Annotated in this window: 14 protein-coding genes; 8 read left to right on the forward strand and 6 right to left on the reverse strand. The window is 63.2% G+C overall.

From position 1 onward, the window contains the following. The 3 genes from SO156_RS23550 to SO156_RS23560 all read right to left on the reverse strand — a co-directional run bounded on the left by SO156_RS23550 (position 1) and on the right by SO156_RS23560 (position 4,579). Complete coding sequence (locus SO156_RS23550) at positions 1 to 1,899, reverse strand: extracellular solute-binding protein (RefSeq protein ID WP_498536415.1); 1,899 nt, start codon at positions 1,897 to 1,899, stop codon at positions 1 to 3. Positions 1,900 to 1,913: 14 nt separating this feature from the next. Continuing rightward, entirely contained in the window at positions 1,914 to 3,803 is a 1,890-nt protein-coding gene (locus SO156_RS23555) for an extracellular solute-binding protein (RefSeq protein WP_498536416.1), read from the reverse strand. Positions 3,804 to 4,024: 221 nt separating this feature from the next. Further along, on the reverse strand, positions 4,025 to 4,579 hold the full coding sequence (locus SO156_RS23560; protein WP_458145703.1) for a c-type cytochrome: 555 nt from the start codon (positions 4,577 to 4,579) through the stop codon (positions 4,025 to 4,027). A 221-nt stretch (positions 4,580 to 4,800) separates the two neighbouring features. Here SO156_RS23560 and SO156_RS23565 point away from each other — a divergent pair, with 221 nt between their 5' ends. After that, positions 4,801 to 5,541 carry a 3-deoxy-manno-octulosonate cytidylyltransferase gene (locus SO156_RS23565; protein WP_458145702.1) on the forward strand — a complete coding sequence of 247 codons (741 nt, stop codon included), beginning with the start codon at positions 4,801 to 4,803 and terminating at the stop codon, positions 5,539 to 5,541. Between the two features lie 21 nt (positions 5,542 to 5,562). Next, positions 5,563 to 6,420, forward strand: coding sequence for a prephenate dehydratase (locus tag SO156_RS23570; RefSeq protein ID WP_458145701.1), 858 nt, complete (start codon positions 5,563 to 5,565; stop codon positions 6,418 to 6,420). A 103-nt stretch (positions 6,421 to 6,523) separates the two neighbouring features. Here SO156_RS23570 and SO156_RS23575 read toward each other — a convergent pair whose 3' ends face one another. Beyond that, on the reverse strand, positions 6,524 to 7,543 hold the full coding sequence (locus SO156_RS23575) for an LLM class flavin-dependent oxidoreductase (protein WP_458145700.1): 1,020 nt from the start codon (positions 7,541 to 7,543) through the stop codon (positions 6,524 to 6,526). A 387-nt stretch (positions 7,544 to 7,930) separates the two neighbouring features. On the opposite strand from SO156_RS23575, the gene metF reads away from it, so the two are divergent. The 5 genes from metF to SO156_RS23600 all read left to right on the forward strand — a co-directional run bounded on the left by metF (position 7,931) and on the right by SO156_RS23600 (position 14,961). Next, the gene (metF, locus tag SO156_RS23580) at positions 7,931 to 8,866 is read left to right on the forward strand and encodes a methylenetetrahydrofolate reductase [NAD(P)H] (protein WP_498536417.1); all 936 of its coding nucleotides are present in this window, start codon (positions 7,931 to 7,933) and stop codon (positions 8,864 to 8,866) included. A 3-nt stretch (positions 8,867 to 8,869) separates the two neighbouring features. Then, positions 8,870 to 12,742: a methionine synthase gene (metH, locus tag SO156_RS23585; RefSeq protein ID WP_498536418.1), complete on the forward strand. Its 3,873-nt coding sequence runs from the start codon at positions 8,870 to 8,872 to the stop codon at positions 12,740 to 12,742. A gap of 312 nt (positions 12,743 to 13,054) precedes the next feature. Continuing rightward, a complete protein-coding gene (locus SO156_RS23590) occupies positions 13,055 to 13,585 on the forward strand; it encodes a hypothetical protein (RefSeq protein ID WP_498536419.1) in 531 nt (176 codons plus the stop codon). Next, the gene (locus SO156_RS23595; RefSeq protein ID WP_498536420.1) at positions 13,578 to 14,087 is read left to right on the forward strand and encodes a tetratricopeptide repeat protein; all 510 of its coding nucleotides are present in this window, start codon (positions 13,578 to 13,580) and stop codon (positions 14,085 to 14,087) included. The genes SO156_RS23590 and SO156_RS23595 overlap by 8 nt, the downstream gene beginning before the upstream one ends. A gap of 307 nt (positions 14,088 to 14,394) precedes the next feature. Then, the gene (locus tag SO156_RS23600; protein ID WP_498536421.1) at positions 14,395 to 14,961 is read left to right on the forward strand and encodes a YbhB/YbcL family Raf kinase inhibitor-like protein; all 567 of its coding nucleotides are present in this window, start codon (positions 14,395 to 14,397) and stop codon (positions 14,959 to 14,961) included. A gap of 156 nt (positions 14,962 to 15,117) precedes the next feature. Here SO156_RS23600 and SO156_RS23605 read toward each other — a convergent pair whose 3' ends face one another. Both SO156_RS23605 and SO156_RS23610 read right to left on the reverse strand, forming a co-directional pair. Next, positions 15,118 to 15,747 (reverse strand): glutathione S-transferase family protein, encoded by a 630-nt coding sequence (locus tag SO156_RS23605; RefSeq protein ID WP_458145695.1) that lies wholly within the window; start codon positions 15,745 to 15,747, stop codon positions 15,118 to 15,120. Between the two features lie 11 nt (positions 15,748 to 15,758). Further along, positions 15,759 to 16,061 (reverse strand): ArsR/SmtB family transcription factor, encoded by a 303-nt coding sequence (locus SO156_RS23610; protein ID WP_498536422.1) that lies wholly within the window; start codon positions 16,059 to 16,061, stop codon positions 15,759 to 15,761. A gap of 63 nt (positions 16,062 to 16,124) precedes the next feature. Here SO156_RS23610 and SO156_RS23615 point away from each other — a divergent pair, with 63 nt between their 5' ends. After that, on the forward strand, positions 16,125 to 17,072 hold the full coding sequence (locus SO156_RS23615) for a threonine/serine dehydratase (protein WP_498536423.1): 948 nt from the start codon (positions 16,125 to 16,127) through the stop codon (positions 17,070 to 17,072). Positions 17,073 to 17,110: the final 38 nt, after the last annotated feature.

Below are 17,110 nucleotides of genomic sequence, written 5' to 3' on the forward strand. Positions count from 1 at the left end.
CTACTTCGCCTGATCGAGCTTGGCGGCCTTGGCGGCGTCGAACCACCACAGAGTCCGTTCGCCGACGTCGCTGGAATAGTCGCTGAGCTGGTAGCGCGGCAACTTGTTTGGGTGATCGAACATGTCCCAATAGGCCAGCCGGTGGCTGGTATTGTTCCATTGCGGCACCCAATAGCGCCCGGCGCGAAAGACGCGATCGATCGCGCGGCAGGCGACCGTCAACTCATCGCGCGTATTGGCCGCCATCGCTTTCTCCACCAGCGCGTCGATCGCGGGACTGGCGACGCCTGCCAGATTGTACGATCCCTTCGTCGTCGCCGCCTGTGTGGTAAAATAAGTGCGGAGGCTGTCACCGGGCGTCGGCGTCATGCTGATGCGTTCGATTGCGATGTCGAAATCGAACGCTTCGACGCGCGCGCGATGCTGGACCGCATCGACAACCCGAAGACTGGCCTCGATCCCCAGCGTGTTCAGGTTCTTGATGAAGGATGCGTGATGCGGCTGGAAGGAGGGCTCGTCGATCAGGAACTCGACAGTGAAGACATCGCCGTTCGGCAGCAGACGCTTGCCGTCCTTGACCAGAAGCTTTGCCTCCTGGAGCAACTGCTGCGCCTTGCGCAACAGCGTGCGGTCCTGGCCTGAGCCGTCCGTCACCGGCGGCACGTAGGGCTCGCCGAACACCTCATCGGGGACCTGGCCGCGATAGGGCTCGAGCAGTTTCAACTCCGCGGGCGAAGGCATGCCTTGCGCGACGAGGTCCGAGTTCTGGAACGGCGAGATTGTGCGCGCATAGGCGCCGTACATGATGGTCTTGTTGGTCCACTCGAAGTCGAACGCGCAATTCATGGCGTCGCGGACTTTCACGTCCTTGAACTTGTCGCGGCGGGTGTTGATGAACCAGCCCTGGCCACCCGACGGCGTGCGGTCCGGCACTTGTTCGCGCTTGACGCGGCCATCCTTAACGGCTGGAAAATCGTAGCGCGTCGCCCAGATGCGCGAGGTGAATTCCTCGCGGTAGAGATAGTTCTTGCCGGTAAAGCCCTCGAACGCAACGTCCCGATCGCGGTAGAACTCGTAGCGCACGATGTCGAAATTGTTGCAGCCGCGGCAAACGGGAAGATCGGCTGCCCACCAATCCTTCACCCGTTCGAACTCGATGTAGCGGTTGATCTCGAATTTCCCGACCTTGTAGGGGCCAGACCCAAGCGGAACGTCGGTCGACGATTCGTCGAACGGCCGCGTCGCGTAATAGGTTTTCGAGAAGATCGGCAGGCCCGCCGCATAAAGCGGCACGTCGCGCGCGCGCTTCTCGGCGAACTTCACCACCACCGTGGCGTCATCGAGTGCTTCGGCGCCTTTGACGTCGCGCATCTGCAACTGGATCAGCGGATGGCCCTTCTCCTTCAGCGTATTGATGGAGAAAGCGACGTCATGCGCGGTCAGCTTCGAACCGTCGTGGAACCGCGCCTCGGGCCGGATCGTATAGCGGTAGCTAAGCTTGTCGGGCGAGATCTGCACCGATTTAGCGGCATAGCCGTACATCGCATCGGGCTCGTCGCCCGCATGCGCCATCAGCGAAACGAAGGTCAGGTCCATACCTTGCGCGCCCTCGCCCTTGAGGATGAAGGCGTTGAGCGAGCTGAACGTGAAATAGGATTGGTTGTAAGCGCGTACGGCCGGGATCAGCGAGAACGTGCCGCCCTTCGGTGCATCGACATTGACGTAGTCGAAATGGTGAAAGTCGGCCGGATATTTGAGATCACCGAACGCCGAGATGCCGTGCATCTCGGCCGGCATCTCCGATGCCGCTGCGCGAAGCAGCAAGGACGGGCTCAGCGATGCACTCAAGGCGCCGCCAGCACCTAAGGCGAGCACATGCCGGCGTGAAAGCTGCGCCATGCGCGAAAGCTTCCTCAAGAGCGTTTTCCGATTCGGGCGGCCTTCTCGGCGTCATACCACCACAGCGTCGGCAGGCCCGACCTGCCATATTTCGGTAGCGGCTCGGCATGGCTGAAGCGGTCCCACCGGGCGTAGCGCGAGAACGGATAGGTGAACTGGGGCACGACATAGAAATTCCACAACAGCACGCGATCGAGCGCGCGCGTTGCGGCGACGAGACCGGCGCGGTCCTTGGCGAAGATCACTTTCTCGATCAATGCATCTACGGCCGGGTTCTTGATGCCGATGGTGTTGCGCGCCCCGGGCACCTCGGCCGCCTGTGATCCCCAGAACTCGCGCTGCTCATTGCCGGGCGAGAGCGACTGGCCCCACTGATCGATGATCATGTCGAAATCGAAGCTGCGCAGCCGGTTTTGGTACTGCGCGTCGTCGACCGTGCGGACTGACGTATTGACGCCGATCCGCTCCAGCGACGGCTTGTAGAACAGCGCGATACGCTCGGACGAGGGATCCTGTACCAGGATCTCGACCGTCAGAACCTTGCCCGAGGCGTCGACCAGCTTGTGGTCGCGCACCTCGAAGCCCGCCTCTTTCAGCAGCTTTGCCGCTTCGCGTAAGTTGGCGCGCACCGCTTCCGGAGTGCCGCCGACCGGATTCTGATATGGCGTGGTGAAGACTTCCGGCGGCACCTTGTCCTTCACGGTCTCGAGGATCTGCAATTCCTCACCCTGAGGCAGGCCGGTTGCGGCAAGCTCCGTCCCCTCGAAGTAGCTGTTGATCCGCTTGTACTGACCGAAGAACAGCTGCTTGTTCATCTCCTCAAAGTCGTAGGCGTAGTTGAAAGCCCGCCGCACCCGCGGGTCCTTAAACTGGTCGCGCCGTGTATTGACCACGAAGGCCTGCATGCGACCGGAGTCGTTGATCGGAAATTCCTCCTTGACCACCCGCTTCTCGGTGACCGCCGGAAAATCGTAGGCGGTTGCCCATTGCTTGGCGGAATTCTCCGCGATCCAGTCGGCCTGATCGGCCTTGAAGGCTTCCAGCGCCACGATGTTGTCGCGGAAGAACTCGAAGCGCAACTCGTCGAAATTGTTCTGGCCGATCTGGCTCGGCAGATTGGCGCCCCAATGATCCTTCACCCGTTCGAGCTTGATTGAGCGTCCCGCCACGAATTCCTTGATCCGATACGGTCCGGACCCCAGCGGGATCTCCAGCGTCGTCGCGCCGACGTCGCGCTTCTTGCCTTGCGCGTCGGCGCCTTCCCACCAATGTTTCGGCAGCACAATCAGCTCGCCGACGATGGTCGGCAATTCCCGGTTGCCCGGCCCATCGAAGGAGAATTTGACGTCGCGCTCGCCGACCTTTTCGGCCTTCACCACGTGGCGATAGTAGGACGCATATTGCGGACTTTGCTGTTTGAACGTCTCCAGCGAGAAGATGACGTCCTCCGGCGTCACTGGCTTGCCGTCATGCCAACGGGCTTCCTTGCGGAGGCGATAGATCACCCAGGAAAAATCGTCCGGATGTTGGGCCGCTTCGGCAAGTTCGCCGTACTCGGTCGCCACCTCGTCCTGCGCCCGGGTCATCAGCGTTTCGTAGATCATGGCCACCGCCGGCGCGATCGCACCCTTAATGCCGGCAACTGCGATGTTGAAATTGTCGTAGGTGCCGATCGAGATCATGCGCGCGACGCCGCCCTTTGGCGCGTCAGGATTGACGTAGTCGAAGCGCTTGAAATCTGCCGGATACTTGATGTCGCCAAACAGGGACAGTCCGTGGCGCCAAGGAAGCTCGGCTGCTGATTGCGCCCGGGCGGCCCCAATGATCGGAACACGGGAACCGAGGGTGGGGAGCGCAGCAGTCGCGGCGCCAGCTAGCAGAAGGTCGCGTCGGGTAATGGCCAAATGAACGTCCCTGTATGGAAGGAGGTTACCCCTTTAAGGCCCCAATATACGGCAAGGTTTCGACCGATTGTGTTGCTTTTTCCTCATCTTGGAAGTCGGAGCGGACCGTTCGCTGCGGCGAAACGCCTCGATAACAACGCTGCGAGGCGGCCAAGCGGTAGATAAGGAAACGGCCAGGCTTTTCGAGCCTGGCCGCAGGTCAGCATAATCTTTTGGCGATCTTACTTCGATGCGGTCGGCAGCGGCTGCGGGTTATCCGACAGGCTGTTCAGATAGGCGATCACGTCGGCGCGCTCTGAGTCCTTGGGAATACCTGCAAAGCCCATCGCCGTGCCGGGAATATCGCCCTTGGGATTGGCAATGAACTTGTTCAGCTCATCGATCGTCCAGGTGCCGCCCTTGGCCTTCATCGCAGCCGAGAAATTGAATCCGCCGCGGCCTTCGCCCCGGTGATCGCCGACGATGCCGAAGAGGTTCGGACCCACGCGATTAGGACCACCCTTCTCGAAGGTGTGGCAGGCCTGGCACTTCTTGGCGGCAGCCGCGCCCTTTTCGACAGAGGCCGTTTGAAGGAGCTTCTCGATCGGCTCGGAGGGCGCGGCCGCAGCCGCGCCGCCTTCCTTGCCGCCAGCCTCTTCCTTCACGGCAATCTCGAAACCGGGCTTCTCAGGCGGTTTCGCGGCGAACAGCGCCTGGGCGGTGAAGCTCGTCACCAGGACAATGAGGCAGGTGCCGAGAATCGCACCGAGGATCTTGTTGAGTTCGAAAGAGTCCATTTCCGGCCAGGCCCCACACCGCAAGAAGGATAAAGCGGCCTCAAGCGGCCGCCAGGACGTGCCTCGGGAGAATCAAATGTTCCTTATCGTTCCCCCGAGTTTTGACATTGAGATATCGGTTTGCCAGTGGTCTGGCAACCCGTATAAACAGCCCCGCTTTCCTCCCATCCCCACCCGATTTCCCGGTGCGGAAAACGCCCCGTTTCCAGGCCCTTGACCCGATGACCGATCCTCGCATTTTAGTGCTGATCCCGGCCCGCATGGCGGCCACCCGCCTGCCCGGCAAGCCGCTCAAGGACATCGCCGGCCAGCCGATGATCGTGCACGTGCTGCGGCGCGCGGAAGAGGCCGCCATCGGCCGGGTTGCGGTCGCAACCGACACGCAGGAGATCGCCGACGTCGTCACCGCGCATGGCGGCGTTGCCGTGATGACCCGCCCCGAGCATCCGTCGGGGTCGGACCGCATCCACGAGGCCATGCGGACGCTCGACCCCGACGGCAAGGCCGAGATCGTGGTCAATCTCCAGGGCGATTTCCCGACGATCTCGACCGGCAATATTCGCGACGTGCTGCCGCCGCTCACCGACCCCGCGGTCGATATCGCGACGCTGGCCTCGCAAATCCATTCCCAGGAGGAGGACCTCGCCCCCAGCGTGGTGAAGGCGGTGGGAACCTCACTCGGGGGCAAGCGCATGCGCGCGCTGTATTTTACCCGCGCCACCGCCCCCACCGGAGACGGACCGCGTTACCACCATATCGGCCTCTACGCCTACCGCCGCGCGGCGCTGGAGCGGTTCGTGTCGCTGCCGCCCTCGCCGCTGGAATTGCAGGAGAAGCTGGAGCAGCTCCGGGCGCTGGAGGCCGGCATGCGCATCGACTTCACCATCGTCGATACCGTGCCCCGCGGCGTCGACACCGCGGCGGACCTAGAGACCGCCCGCAGCATCCTTTCCAAATCCTGAGCCGCTGTTACAAGGCCCGACATGAGCAAGATGAAAATCGCATTCCAGGGCGAGCCTGGGGCCAACTCCCACATCGCCATCGACGAGGCCTTTCCCAACGCCGAGCCGATGCCGTGCGCAACCTTCGAGGACGCGCTGTCGGCGATCTCGTCGGGCGAGGCCGATCTCGGCATGATCCCGATCGAGAATTCGGTCGCAGGACGCGTCGCCGATATCCATCATCTGCTGCCGGCCTCCGGCCTCTTCATCATCGGCGAGTGGTTTCTGCCAATCCAGCATCAATTGATGGCGGTGAAGGGCACCAAGCTATCGGACATCAAGAGCGTCGAGAGCCATGTGCACGCGCTCGGCCAGTGCCGGCGCATCATCCGCAAGCTCGGCATCAAGCCGATCGTCGCCGCCGACACTGCCGGCAGCGCGCGCGACATTTCCGAGCGCAAGGACAAGAGCGTCGCCGCGATCGCCTCGCGGCTTGCCGCAAAGATCTACGGCCTCGACATTCTGGCCGAGGACATCGAGGACGAGGCTCACAACACCACGCGTTTCGTGGTGTTGGCCCGTGAGGCGAAATGGGCCGAGCAGGGATCGGGCCCGCTGGTCACCTCTTTTGTATTCCGGGTGCGCAACCTGCCTGCGGCGCTCTACAAGGCCCTGGGCGGCTTTGCCACCAACGGCGTCAACATGACCAAGCTCGAAAGCTACATGGTCGACGGCAATTTCTTCGCGACGCAGTTTTATGCCGACGTCGACGGCCATCCCAACGACAAGGGACTCGCCTTTGCGTTGGAGGAGCTGAAGTTCTTCTCGCGTGAATTCCGCATTGTCGGCGTCTATCCGGGGCATCCGTTCCGCGCAACGTTCAGCGAGAAGATGGATTAGCCATCGTCATTCCGGCGCGCGCGCCAGCGCGAAGCCGGAATCTCGCGCCGCATACGACCTCTGGATTCCGTTCGATGCTTCGCATCGTCCCGGAATGACGACGTTAGGCGGCCACGCTCTTCGTAAGCCCGAACGCCTCCGCCAGCAGCGAATACGACTTCTTCCGCGCCTCATGGTCATACGTGGCGGTGATCACCATCAATTCGTCCGGCTTGCTGGCGTCGAGCAGCGGCTTCAGCTTCTGCTGCACGGTCGCTGGGCTCCCGACGAACAGGCGCGAACGGTTGCGGGCGATCGAGGCACGGTCGGCATCGGTGTAAGGATAGGCGAGCGCTTCCTCCACGCTCGGCAGCGGCAGATATTGGCCGCGGTCGCGGCGCAGGCGATTAAGATCGAAGGACGAGGCGAGCCTTTCCGCCTCCTCGTCCGTATCCGCCGTGACGACTGCCACCGCGAGAATCGCCTGCGGCGTCGCGCGCCAGGCGGACGGCTGGAAACGGTTGCGATAATGTACCATGGCGTCGATCGCATCATGGCTCGCAAAATGATGCGCGAAGGCGAAGCCCATGCCGACCTGGGCTGCCAGTTCCGACGAATAGTCGCTGGAGCCGAGCAGCCAGATCGGCGGCAGCGCCGTGTCGTCGGGCATTGCGACCACGTTGTTGTAGGGATGGCCCGAGGGGAATTCGCGGGTCTCCCACAGGATCAGTTCATGCAGCCGCTCGAGGAAATCGTCGCCCTCGCGGCGATCGAGCCGGCTCCGGAGCGCGTACGCCGTGGCACCGTCGGTGCCGGGCGCGCGGCCGAGGCCGAGATCGATCCGGCCGGGAAACAGCGCCTCCAGCATCTTGAAGCGTTCGGCCACTACCAGCGGCGCATGGTTGGGCAGCATCACGCCGCCGGAGCCGACACGGATGTGCTTCGTCACCGCCGCGATCTGCCCGATCATGACATCAGGCGCCGGGCTCGCGACGGAAGCGAGGTTGTGGTGCTCGGCGAGCCAATAGCGGACATAGCCAAGACCATCGACATGGCGCGCAAGGTCGATGCTGTTGCGCAGCGCCGCCGCCGGCTTTGTGCCGGACGTGACGACGGAGAGATCGAGGACGGAGAGCGGAATCATGGCCGGTAGAAAGTAGTGCGCCGCGTCGGGGCGACAATGGCCGGATGGAGCAAGGCTGGCGTGTGCTGGGAGCGAGGCGCCCGGCCGACTTGCTGGAGGCTGGTGGGATTTCGGAAGCCTCAATCACCTAACTTTCAAGCTGCCCACCAGCTTGCCAAAGACCAACAAACCATCGAACGCCATTTAATGCATTGAAATACTGAATATTTATTGATCTCCGTGACTTCCCACCAAACTCACACCTGGCACAAGAATTCAGATATAATAGGCAATAGTGGGCTATTTCCCATTACCGATGGGCTGTCGAATGAGCCCCTTTTGGCCTATCTTGGCGCTTCCCAAGCTAAATCTGCCGCAGTTGCGAAGAGATCTGGAGTGAGTGGCGCCATGACTGAGCCGACGACGCCTGCCAAATATAACGGGCAAGACAATGGGCAAGACGGGCACCTCACCAAGCGTCCGGCGATCTCCTTCGAGTTCTTTCCGCCTAAGACCGAGGAGATGGAGAAGAACCTGTGGGAGACCATCAATCGCCTCGCCCCGCTCGACCCGAAATTCGTCTCGGTGACCTATGGCGCGGGCGGCTCGACCCGTGAGCGCACCCACGCCACCATCGCCCGTATCCTGAAGGAGACTTCGCTGCTGCCGGCCGCGCACCTCACCTGCGTCGGCGCTTCGCGCGGCGAGATCGACGAGATCGTCGACCGCTACCACGAGGTCGGCGTCCGCCACATCGTCGGTCTGCGTGGCGATCCGCCCGGCGGCATCGGCACGCCCTACGCCACCCATCCCGACGGCTACCAGACGTCGGCCGAGCTCGTCGCCGGCATCAGGAAGCGCCATGCCAATATCGAGGTTTCGGTCTCCGCCTATCCTGAGAAGCATCCCGAAGCGCGCGACTTCGATGCCGATATCGACACGCTGAAGGCCAAGGTCGACGCGGGTGCGACGCGCGCAATCACCCAGGTGTTCTTCGATAACGATCTCTACTTCCGCTACCTCGACCGCGTCCGTGCGCGCGGCATCGAGATTCCGATCGTGCCGGGCATCATGCCCATGCACAATTTCAAGCAGGCCCGCAATTTCGTCACCCGCGCCGGCACGAGCGTGCCGAACTGGCTTGCGGAGAAGTTCGATGGGCTCGACGACGATGCGGAAACGCGAAAGCTCGTCGCAGCGACGGTAGCCGCCGGCCAGGTGCACAAGCTCGCCAAGCATGGCGTCGACACCTTCCATTTCTACACCATGAACCGCGCCGATCTCGTATTCGCGATCAGCCATTTGCTCGGCATTCGCGCCAAGAGCGCGCAGAAGGCGGCGTAACCGATGACCGTTACCGCGTCTCCCAAGCGTACTGCCCTGCTCGCCGCCGCGCGCGATCGCATCCTGGTGCTCGACGGCGCCATGGGCACGATGATCCAGGGCCTGCAGTTCGACGAGGCCGCCTTCCGCGGCGAGCGCTTCAGGAATTTCCACCGCGACCTGCGTGGCAACAACGACCTGCTGATCCTGACCCAGCCGCAGGCGATCGAGGACATCCACGCCGCGTACCTGCGTGCCGGGGCTGACATCGTCGCGACCAACACCTTCTCCACGACCTCGATCGCGCAGGCCGATTACGACCTCGCCGAGGTCGTCTACGAGATGGCGCGCGAAGGCGCCCGCCTCGCCGGCAACGCCGCCAAACGTGTCGAGGCCGAGGACGGCAAGCCGCGCTTCGTTGCCGGCGCCATCGGCCCCACCAACCGCACCGCCTCGATCTCGCCTGATGTCGCGAACCCCGGCTACCGCGCCGTCACTTTCGACGACCTGCGCGAATCCTATGGCGAGCAGATTCGGGGCTTGCTCGACGGCGGCGTCGACCTCCTGCTGGTCGAGACCATCTTCGACACGCTGAACGCCAAGGCCGCGCTCTATGCGATCGTCGAGATCACGGAAGAACGCGGCATCGACGTGCCCGTGATGGTCTCAGGCACCATCACCGACAAGTCCGGCCGCCTGCTGTCGGGTCAGATGCCGGAGGCGTTCTGGAATTCGGTGCGGCACGCAAAGCCCGTCACCATCGGTTTCAATTGCGCGCTCGGCGCGGAGGATCTGCGCGCCCATATCGCCGACATTGGCCGCGTTGCCGACACGCTGGTCTGCGCCTATCCCAATGCCGGCCTGCCCAACGAGTTCGGCCAGTACGACGAGACGCCGGAATACATGGCCCGCCTCGTCGGCGAATTCGCGCGTGATGGTCTGGTCAACATCGTCGGTGGCTGCTGCGGCACCACGCCTGAGCACATCGCGGCAATCGCCGCGGCAGTGGCGCCGCATAAGCCGCGCGTCGTGCCCGCGATCGAGCCGCGCTTAAGGCTCTCCGGCCTCGAGCCGTTCGTGCTGACGGATGCGATCCCTTTCGTCAACGTCGGCGAGCGCACCAACGTCACGGGCTCGGCCCGCTTCCGTAAATTGATCACGGCCGGCGACTACACGGCTGCGCTCCAGGTCGCGCGCGATCAGGTCGAGAACGGTGCCCAGATCATCGACGTCAACATGGACGAGGGTCTTCTGGACTCGGAAGCCGCGATGCGGACCTTCCTCAACCTCGTCGCCGCCGAGCCCGACATCGCGCGCGTACCCGTGATGGTCGACTCCTCGAAATTCTCGGTGATCGAGGCCGGGCTGAAATGCGTGCAGGGCAAGCCGGTCGTCAATTCGATCTCGATGAAGGAAGGCGAGGAGAAGTTCATCTTTGAGGCCAAGATCGCGCGGCGCCACGGCGCGGCTGTCGTGGTAATGGCATTCGACGAGGTCGGCCAGGCCGATACGTTCGCGCGCAAGACCGAGATCTGCAAGCGCGCCTACGACATCCTGGTGAATCGCGTCGGCTTCCCGCCGGAAGACATCATCTTCGATCCCAACATCTTTGCGATCGCAACCGGCATTGAAGAACACAACAATTACGGCGTCGACTTCATCGAGGCGACGCGCTGGATCCGCCAGAACCTGCCCGGCGCTCACATTTCGGGCGGCGTCTCCAACCTGTCCTTCTCGTTCCGCGGCAACGAGCCGGTGCGCGAAGCCATGCATTCCGTGTTCCTGTATCACGCCATCAAGGCGGGCATGGACATGGGTATCGTCAATGCCGGGCAGATGATCGTGTATGACGACATCGATCCCGAGCTGCGACAGGTTTGCGAGGACGTGATCCTCAATCGCGATCCCGGCGCCTCCGAGCGACTGCTGGCGCTCGCCGAGAAATTCCGCGGCAAGAAGACGGAGAGCAAGGAGGCCGATCTCGCCTGGCGCGAATGGCCGGTCGAGAAGCGACTGTCGCACGCGCTGGTGCATGGCATCACCGAGTTCATCGAGCAGGATACCGAGGAAGCCCGCAAGGCGTCCTCGCGCCCGCTCGACGTGATCGAAGGCCCCTTGATGGCCGGCATGAACGTGGTCGGTGACCTCTTCGGCGACGGCAAGATGTTCCTGCCACAGGTCGTCAAATCCGCGCGCGTCATGAAGCAGGCGGTGGCCTGGCTGATGCCGTTCATGGAGGAGGAGAAGGCACGCAACCTCGCGAACGGCATCGGCAGCGATGCCAACTCGTCCGCCGGCAAGATCGTGCTCGCGACCGTGAAAGGCGACGTCCACGACATCGGCAAGAACATCGTCGGCATCGTGCTCCAGTGCAACAATTATGAGGTCATCGACCTCGGCGTGATGGTGCCGGCCGCCAAGATCGTCGAGACCGTGAAGGCGGAGAAGGCCGACATGGTCGGCCTGTCCGGCCTGATCACGCCCTCGCTCGACGAAATGGCGTTCTTCGCCGGCGAGTTGCAGCGCGAGGGCCTGAAGCTGCCGCTGTTGATCGGCGGCGCCACGACGAGCCGTGTGCACACGGCCGTCAAGATCGACCCGAACTACAAGGCCGGCCCCGTGGTGCATGTCAACGACGCGAGCCGCGCCGTCGGCGTCGCCTCCTCGCTGCTCTCGCCCGAGAAGCGCGATGCCTATGCGGCCGAGGTGCGCGCCGAATACGCAAAGATTTCGGAAGCCCATCTGCGCGCGCAGGCCGACAAGAAGCGGTTGAAGCTCAGTGCTGCCCGCGCCAACCGCGTGCCGGTCGATTTCGTCGCGACAAAGCCGGTGAAGCCGACCTTCCTCGGCACGAAGACGTTCGACGATTACGATCTCGCCGAGCTCGTCGATTGCATCGACTGGACGCCGTTCTTCCAGACCTGGGAGCTCGCCGGCCGCTTCCCCGCGATCCTCGATGATCCCAAGGTCGGCGAGGTCGCGCGCTCGCTCTATGACGACGCGCGCAAGATGCTCGACCTCATCGTCAGGGAGAAATGGTTCCGGGCACGCGCGACGATCGGCTTCTGGCCTGCGAACGCACAAGGCGACGACATCGTGCTCTATGCCGATGAGAAGCGGACGAAGAGAATCGCCACGCTGCACACGCTGCGTCAGCAGCTCGAGAAGCGCGAGGGCCGCTTCAACGCGGCCCTGTCCGACTTCATCGCGCCCACAGGTACGGGCGTGCCGGATTACATTGGCGGCTTCGTCGTCACCGCCGGCATTGGCGAGGATGCGGTCGCCGACCGCTTCAAGAAGGCCAATGACGATTACTCCTCGATCCTGTGCAAGGCGCTGGCCGATCGCCTCGCCGAGGCCTTCGCCGAGCGCATGCATGCCCGCGTCCGCCGCGAGTTCTGGGCCTATGCCCCGGACGAGAAACTCTCCAACGAGGAGCTGATCCTCGAAAAGTATCAGGGCATCCGTCCCGCGCCCGGCTATCCCGCGCAACCCGACCACACCGAGAAGAAGACGCTGTTCGACTTGCTCGATGCAGAGAACACCGCCGGTGTGAAGCTGACCGAGAGCTTTGCGATGTGGCCGGGCAGCTCCGTGTCGGGGCTCTATTTCAGCCATCCCGAAAGCTTCTATTTCGGCGTCGGCAAGATCGAGCGTGACCAGGTCGAGGATTATGCGGCCCGCAAGGACATGAGCGTTGCCGAAGTCGAGCGCTGGCTGGCGCCGATCTTGAACTACATCCCGGCGCAAGCAACAGCGGCCGCTGCGAAGCCGGAGGCAACATTCGCGGCGACGCCGGCGAACGATGTGACGTCCAAAGACCTCGCCTCGCATCCACCCGGCTGCACCTGCGCCGCGCATCTCGTCTGGCAGAAGAAACGCGTCGGCGCCGGCTGAGCTGGTCCCTCGCCCTGTGCCGCGCGCCAGTTGCGTAGGGTGGGTTAGCGTCAGCGTAACCCACCTCCCTTCCGCGTATCAAGAAAAGCGGTGGGTTACGCTGCGCTAACCCACGCGACGAACTAAAAGGCGGAAAACAACCCCATGCAAAGTAGAAAATTGCCGGGCTGACCGACTACGTATTTACCGAAATGACTTGACTCGTCGGGCAAATCACCGGCAAAATGTCATCGTTGCGAACCGCGCCGGATGGACTCGCGGAGCGTTCGTCGCCTCGATCGCATCTCCGTCCCATGAACCGGCGCTCGCCTCGTGCCGACAAACACCCGGTTGGCGCGGGCGTGGGAGGGCGGCATTCGCAATCGTCTGGAAATCCTGGCCGTCTGCCTGGTGATGGTTGGCGGGATATTTGTCTCGCGTCATGCTGCCTCGCCCGATGCGGCGATGGCGGAGGCTGCGCAGCGTCCGTCCAAACCAAACGATACCAGCTCAACCATGCAAACCGTCACAAAGCTCCTCGCCGAGCCCCGCTCGCCGTCGCGCGACGACCAGCTCTATGCCGCAGCGTTGGCCCTGTTCAAAGCAATCGAAGCCGGCGAGGCGCCGGTCGAGAATCGCGACATGCTGGCGAGAGCGCTGCATGCGGTGGCGATTGGCGGGCATGCGGACGCCTGGATCGACTATGGCCGCTGTCTCTGGAACGGCTGGGGCGTGCCTGAAAGCAAGGAGGAGGCCATTGCCGCCTACAAGCACGGCGCCGATCTCGGATCGGACTATGGCGCCTATATCGTCGCCTATAATCTCTATTGGACCTTCAAGCGCTATGACGAAGCCTATGATTAGGGCCCTCAAGGGCACTGATCCCGACGGCGCCCTGCGCTACCTCCTGGGGCTGATGGCTTACAACGGTCGCGGGCGGCCGAAGGACGTGGCAGAAAGTCTTGCATTGCATCTGGAGGCGGCGAAGCGCGGTAATGCCGACGCCTATTTCGAGCTGTCCGTCTATGCGATGCAGGGCATCGGCGACCGCAGCAAGGCGGTGTTCTACCTGAAGCAGGCCGGACAACGCGACCAGCCGCGCGCCTGCGCCAATCTCGGGGCGCTCTATGCCACCGGGCAATTGGCTGGCATCGAGAAGGATCTCACGGAGTCCGTCCACTGGTACAAGCGCGCCGCTGATCTCGGCGTCGGCCGCGCCGCCGCAGCGCTCGGCGTGATGGCGACGCGCGGCGAAGGGATGGCGAAGGACCCGGATGCGGCGGAGGCGTATTTCGATCGCGCCGAGAAGCTGGGGTTCGAGCTGGACGAGTATCTAAACGCGAATGGTGTGAAGCGGAAGAAATAGTCGCGCCCGTCATCCGGGGCGCGCCAAAGCGCGAACCCGGAATCCATTCCACTGCGAAGTATGCCGCCCGATGGATTCCGGGTCTGCGCCTAACGGCGCATCCCCGGAATGACGGCGAATGTGTTCACTCACCCCTTCAGCGGGATCAGCAACCTGGCAAGCTCGGAGATGGACGCACGGCGCGCAACCCTCATCCGCCTGCCCATTTGCGCCGCAGCATCGAGAACAACCGCGCAGACTGATTGAAACCGAGTTCCTCGGGCGCTACTTTCCGATCTCTGAGTTCATTGTCGAAGAGGTGCTTCCGATGACAAGGTTTGCATTCTCATTTGCAGCAGCTTGCGTGCTCCTGCTTCATGCGGGCGAAGCTGGTGCGCAGAGCCTCACGCTGAGCAGCCCGGACATCAGCGAAGGCGCCACGATTGCCAGCGAGCAGGTATTCAAAGGCTTCGGCTGTACCGGCAACAACATCTCTCCGGCTTTGAGCTGGAGCGGTGCTCCGGCGGGCACCAAGAGCTTCGCCGTGACGATGTATGATCCTGATGCGCCAACCGGCAGCGGCTGGTGGCATTGGGTCGTCTTCAATCTTCCGCCATCCGTCACTGCGCTTCCCAAGGGGGCCGGCGATCCAAAGAAGAAGCTGATGCCGAAAGGAGCGATCCAGAGCCGCACGGACTACGGCAGCGACGGCTATGGCGGACCATGTCCGCCGCCTGGCGACAAGCCGCACCACTATCAGATCACCGTATTCGCCGTTGACGTCGATAAGCTTCCGGACGCCAAGGACCATTCAGCATCCGCGGCAACGGTCGGTTTCAATCTGCACTTCCATACGCTCGGAAAGGCGACCCTGACCGGTCTCTACGGCCGGTGACGGGACGCAGGAGAGCTCGCTAGGCGCGTAGGGTGGGTTAGCCCCGCGGCTGCGCGAAGCGCAGTCCGCTCGGCGTAACCCACCTCTTTGCTTTCCGCGCATTGAGAGAAGTGGTGGGTTACGCTTCGCTAACCCACCCTACGGACCTGCGCTCGCTCACCCCTTGGGCGGCGCGAGTGGTTGCACGATCTCCTTGAACGGCGCCAGCGCCTCGCAGCGCTCGGAATGCGCCGTGAGTGCCGGATACCGCGCGGGATCGAACAGCTGCGGATGCGCTTCGCGGGTGAAGCGGACGACGCAGGCGACTATGACGTCGGCGTGGCCGATGCGCGTCCCCAGCCAGTACGGCGTCGTTATCTTCGCGCGCTCGGCTTCCAGCACCTTCAACACGTCTGCAATCTGTGCCTGGCAGCGTTCGACCCACAGCGCGAGCTGTTCTTTCCGCAGCACGCGCTCGTAGAGCAGGCTGACTGCCTTGTCGCCGAGACCGCCCGCCAGCGCGCAGATGCGCAAATGCCGCCGCCGCTCGATGCCGCCACCCGGCAACATGGCTTTCTCTGGCCCGACGAGATCGTCCAGATAATCGAGGATGATCGTGCTCTCGATCAACCCCTCACCGTCGTCGAGCACCAGCGTCGGCACGCGGCGCAGGGGATTATACGGCGCGATCTTGTCGGCGTCGCCGAAGGTCGACCACGGCCTGTGCTCGAAGGCGATGCCATAAAGCTTCAGCGCAATCGCCACGCGGCGGACGAAGGGAGAATCATATTGGCCGATCAGGAACATGGTTTGCACCTCTACACGTTTTCCTCGATAGCACGTTTCACCGCCACGATCGCCGCCTCGTTGCGCCGGTACATCGTCCACTGCTTGACGCGCTTGACGCGCACGAGCTTCGCGGCAGCCAGCACCCGCATGTGCTCGCTCACCGTTGGCGCGCTGACGCCGAGCTTCTCCGCGATCAGCAGACCGCAGACGCCGTCCTCGACCAGGTCACCATCGACCTGTTCGCGAAAATGTTTTCGTGGCTCGCGGAGCCATTCCAGAATCTGCAGGCGCCGCTCATTGGCCAGCGCCCGCAACACGATCGCGATTTTCATTTAGTTATTTTGCTAATTACCTAATTGATGTCAACCCTGAAACGCGCTATCAAGGCAGCCATCATGACAGCGACAACGGACATCACGCGCGAGCGCATTGCGGCGACCGAGGCCGTGATCCGCCCGCATATCCGGCGCACCCCGCTCCTGAGGGCCAATCTCACCGATTTTGGCCTGTCGGATCAGCCCGTCACCTTCAAGCTTGAGATGTTGCAACATTCCGGATCGTTCAAGGCCCGGGGTGCCTTTGCGAACCTGTTGCTGCGGCAGGTGCCGAAAGCCGGCGTCGTTGCGGCGTCCGGCGGCAATCACGGCGCGGCGGTGGCCTACGCCGCGCAACGGCTTGGCGTGCCCGCAACGATCTTCGTGCCGGAGATCACCTCGCCCGCGAAGGCGGAGCGGATCAGGGGCTATGGCGCGCAGCTCGTGATCGCGGGCAGCCGCTATGCCGATGCGCTTGCGGGAAGCGAAGCGCATGTCGAGCGCACCGGCGCGTTGGCGGTTCACGCCTACGATCAGGCCGAGACGCTGCTCGGCCAGGGCAGCGTCGGACTGGAGCTCGAAGAGGACGCTCCCGACATCGATACGCTTCTGGTCGCCGTCGGCGGCGGCGGGCTGATTGGCGGCATTGCGGCATGGTACGCCGGCAAGACACGTGTCGTCGCGATCGAGCCTGAGCAATCACCGACCCTGCGTGCTGCCTTCGCGGCGGGAGCGCCCGTCGATGCGCCGGCCGGCGGCATTGCCGCCGACAGCCTTGCGCCGCGCCGCGTCGGGCAATTGATGTTTCCGATCGCGCGGGCCCATGTCGAGCGGGTCGTTCTGGTCGGCGATGATGCGATCCGGCAGGCGCAGGCGGCCCTTTGGTCAACCTTGCGCCTCGTTGCCGAGCCTGGCGGCGCGGCCGCGTTCGCCGCCCTGCTCTCCGGCCGCTATCGTCCCTCATCTGGCGAACGGGTCGCGGTGCTGATCTGCGGCGCCAACACCACGGCGGTGAACTTCGACAACTAGTGAGGGTTTGCATGACCGGGACGCGCGGTTTCGTTCTC

Source organism: Bradyrhizobium sp. UFLA05-125 (assembly GCF_059803515.1).

What these genes read in the sequence shown, in the direction of transcription:
- SO156_RS23550 (WP_498536415.1), bottom strand. Translation starts at nt 1,899, where the DNA reads ATGGCGCAGCTTTCACGCCGGCATGTGCTCGCCTTAGGTGCTGGCGGC.
- SO156_RS23560 (WP_458145703.1), bottom strand. Translation starts at nt 4,579, where the DNA reads ATGGACTCTTTCGAACTCAACAAGATCCTCGGTGCGATTCTCGGCACC.
- SO156_RS23565 (WP_458145702.1), top strand. Translation starts at nt 4,801, where the DNA reads ATGACCGATCCTCGCATTTTAGTGCTGATCCCGGCCCGCATGGCGGCC.
- SO156_RS23570 (WP_458145701.1), top strand. Translation starts at nt 5,563, where the DNA reads ATGAGCAAGATGAAAATCGCATTCCAGGGCGAGCCTGGGGCCAACTCC.
- SO156_RS23575 (WP_458145700.1), bottom strand. Translation starts at nt 7,543, where the DNA reads ATGATTCCGCTCTCCGTCCTCGATCTCTCCGTCGTCACGTCCGGCACA.
- metF (WP_498536417.1), top strand. Translation starts at nt 7,931, where the DNA reads ATGACTGAGCCGACGACGCCTGCCAAATATAACGGGCAAGACAATGGG.
- metH (WP_498536418.1), top strand. Translation starts at nt 8,870, where the DNA reads ATGACCGTTACCGCGTCTCCCAAGCGTACTGCCCTGCTCGCCGCCGCG.
- SO156_RS23595 (WP_498536420.1), top strand. Translation starts at nt 13,578, where the DNA reads ATGATTAGGGCCCTCAAGGGCACTGATCCCGACGGCGCCCTGCGCTAC.
- SO156_RS23600 (WP_498536421.1), top strand. Translation starts at nt 14,395, where the DNA reads ATGACAAGGTTTGCATTCTCATTTGCAGCAGCTTGCGTGCTCCTGCTT.
- SO156_RS23605 (WP_458145695.1), bottom strand. Translation starts at nt 15,747, where the DNA reads ATGTTCCTGATCGGCCAATATGATTCTCCCTTCGTCCGCCGCGTGGCG.
- SO156_RS23610 (WP_498536422.1), bottom strand. Translation starts at nt 16,061, where the DNA reads ATGAAAATCGCGATCGTGTTGCGGGCGCTGGCCAATGAGCGGCGCCTG.
- SO156_RS23615 (WP_498536423.1), top strand. Translation starts at nt 16,125, where the DNA reads ATGACAGCGACAACGGACATCACGCGCGAGCGCATTGCGGCGACCGAG.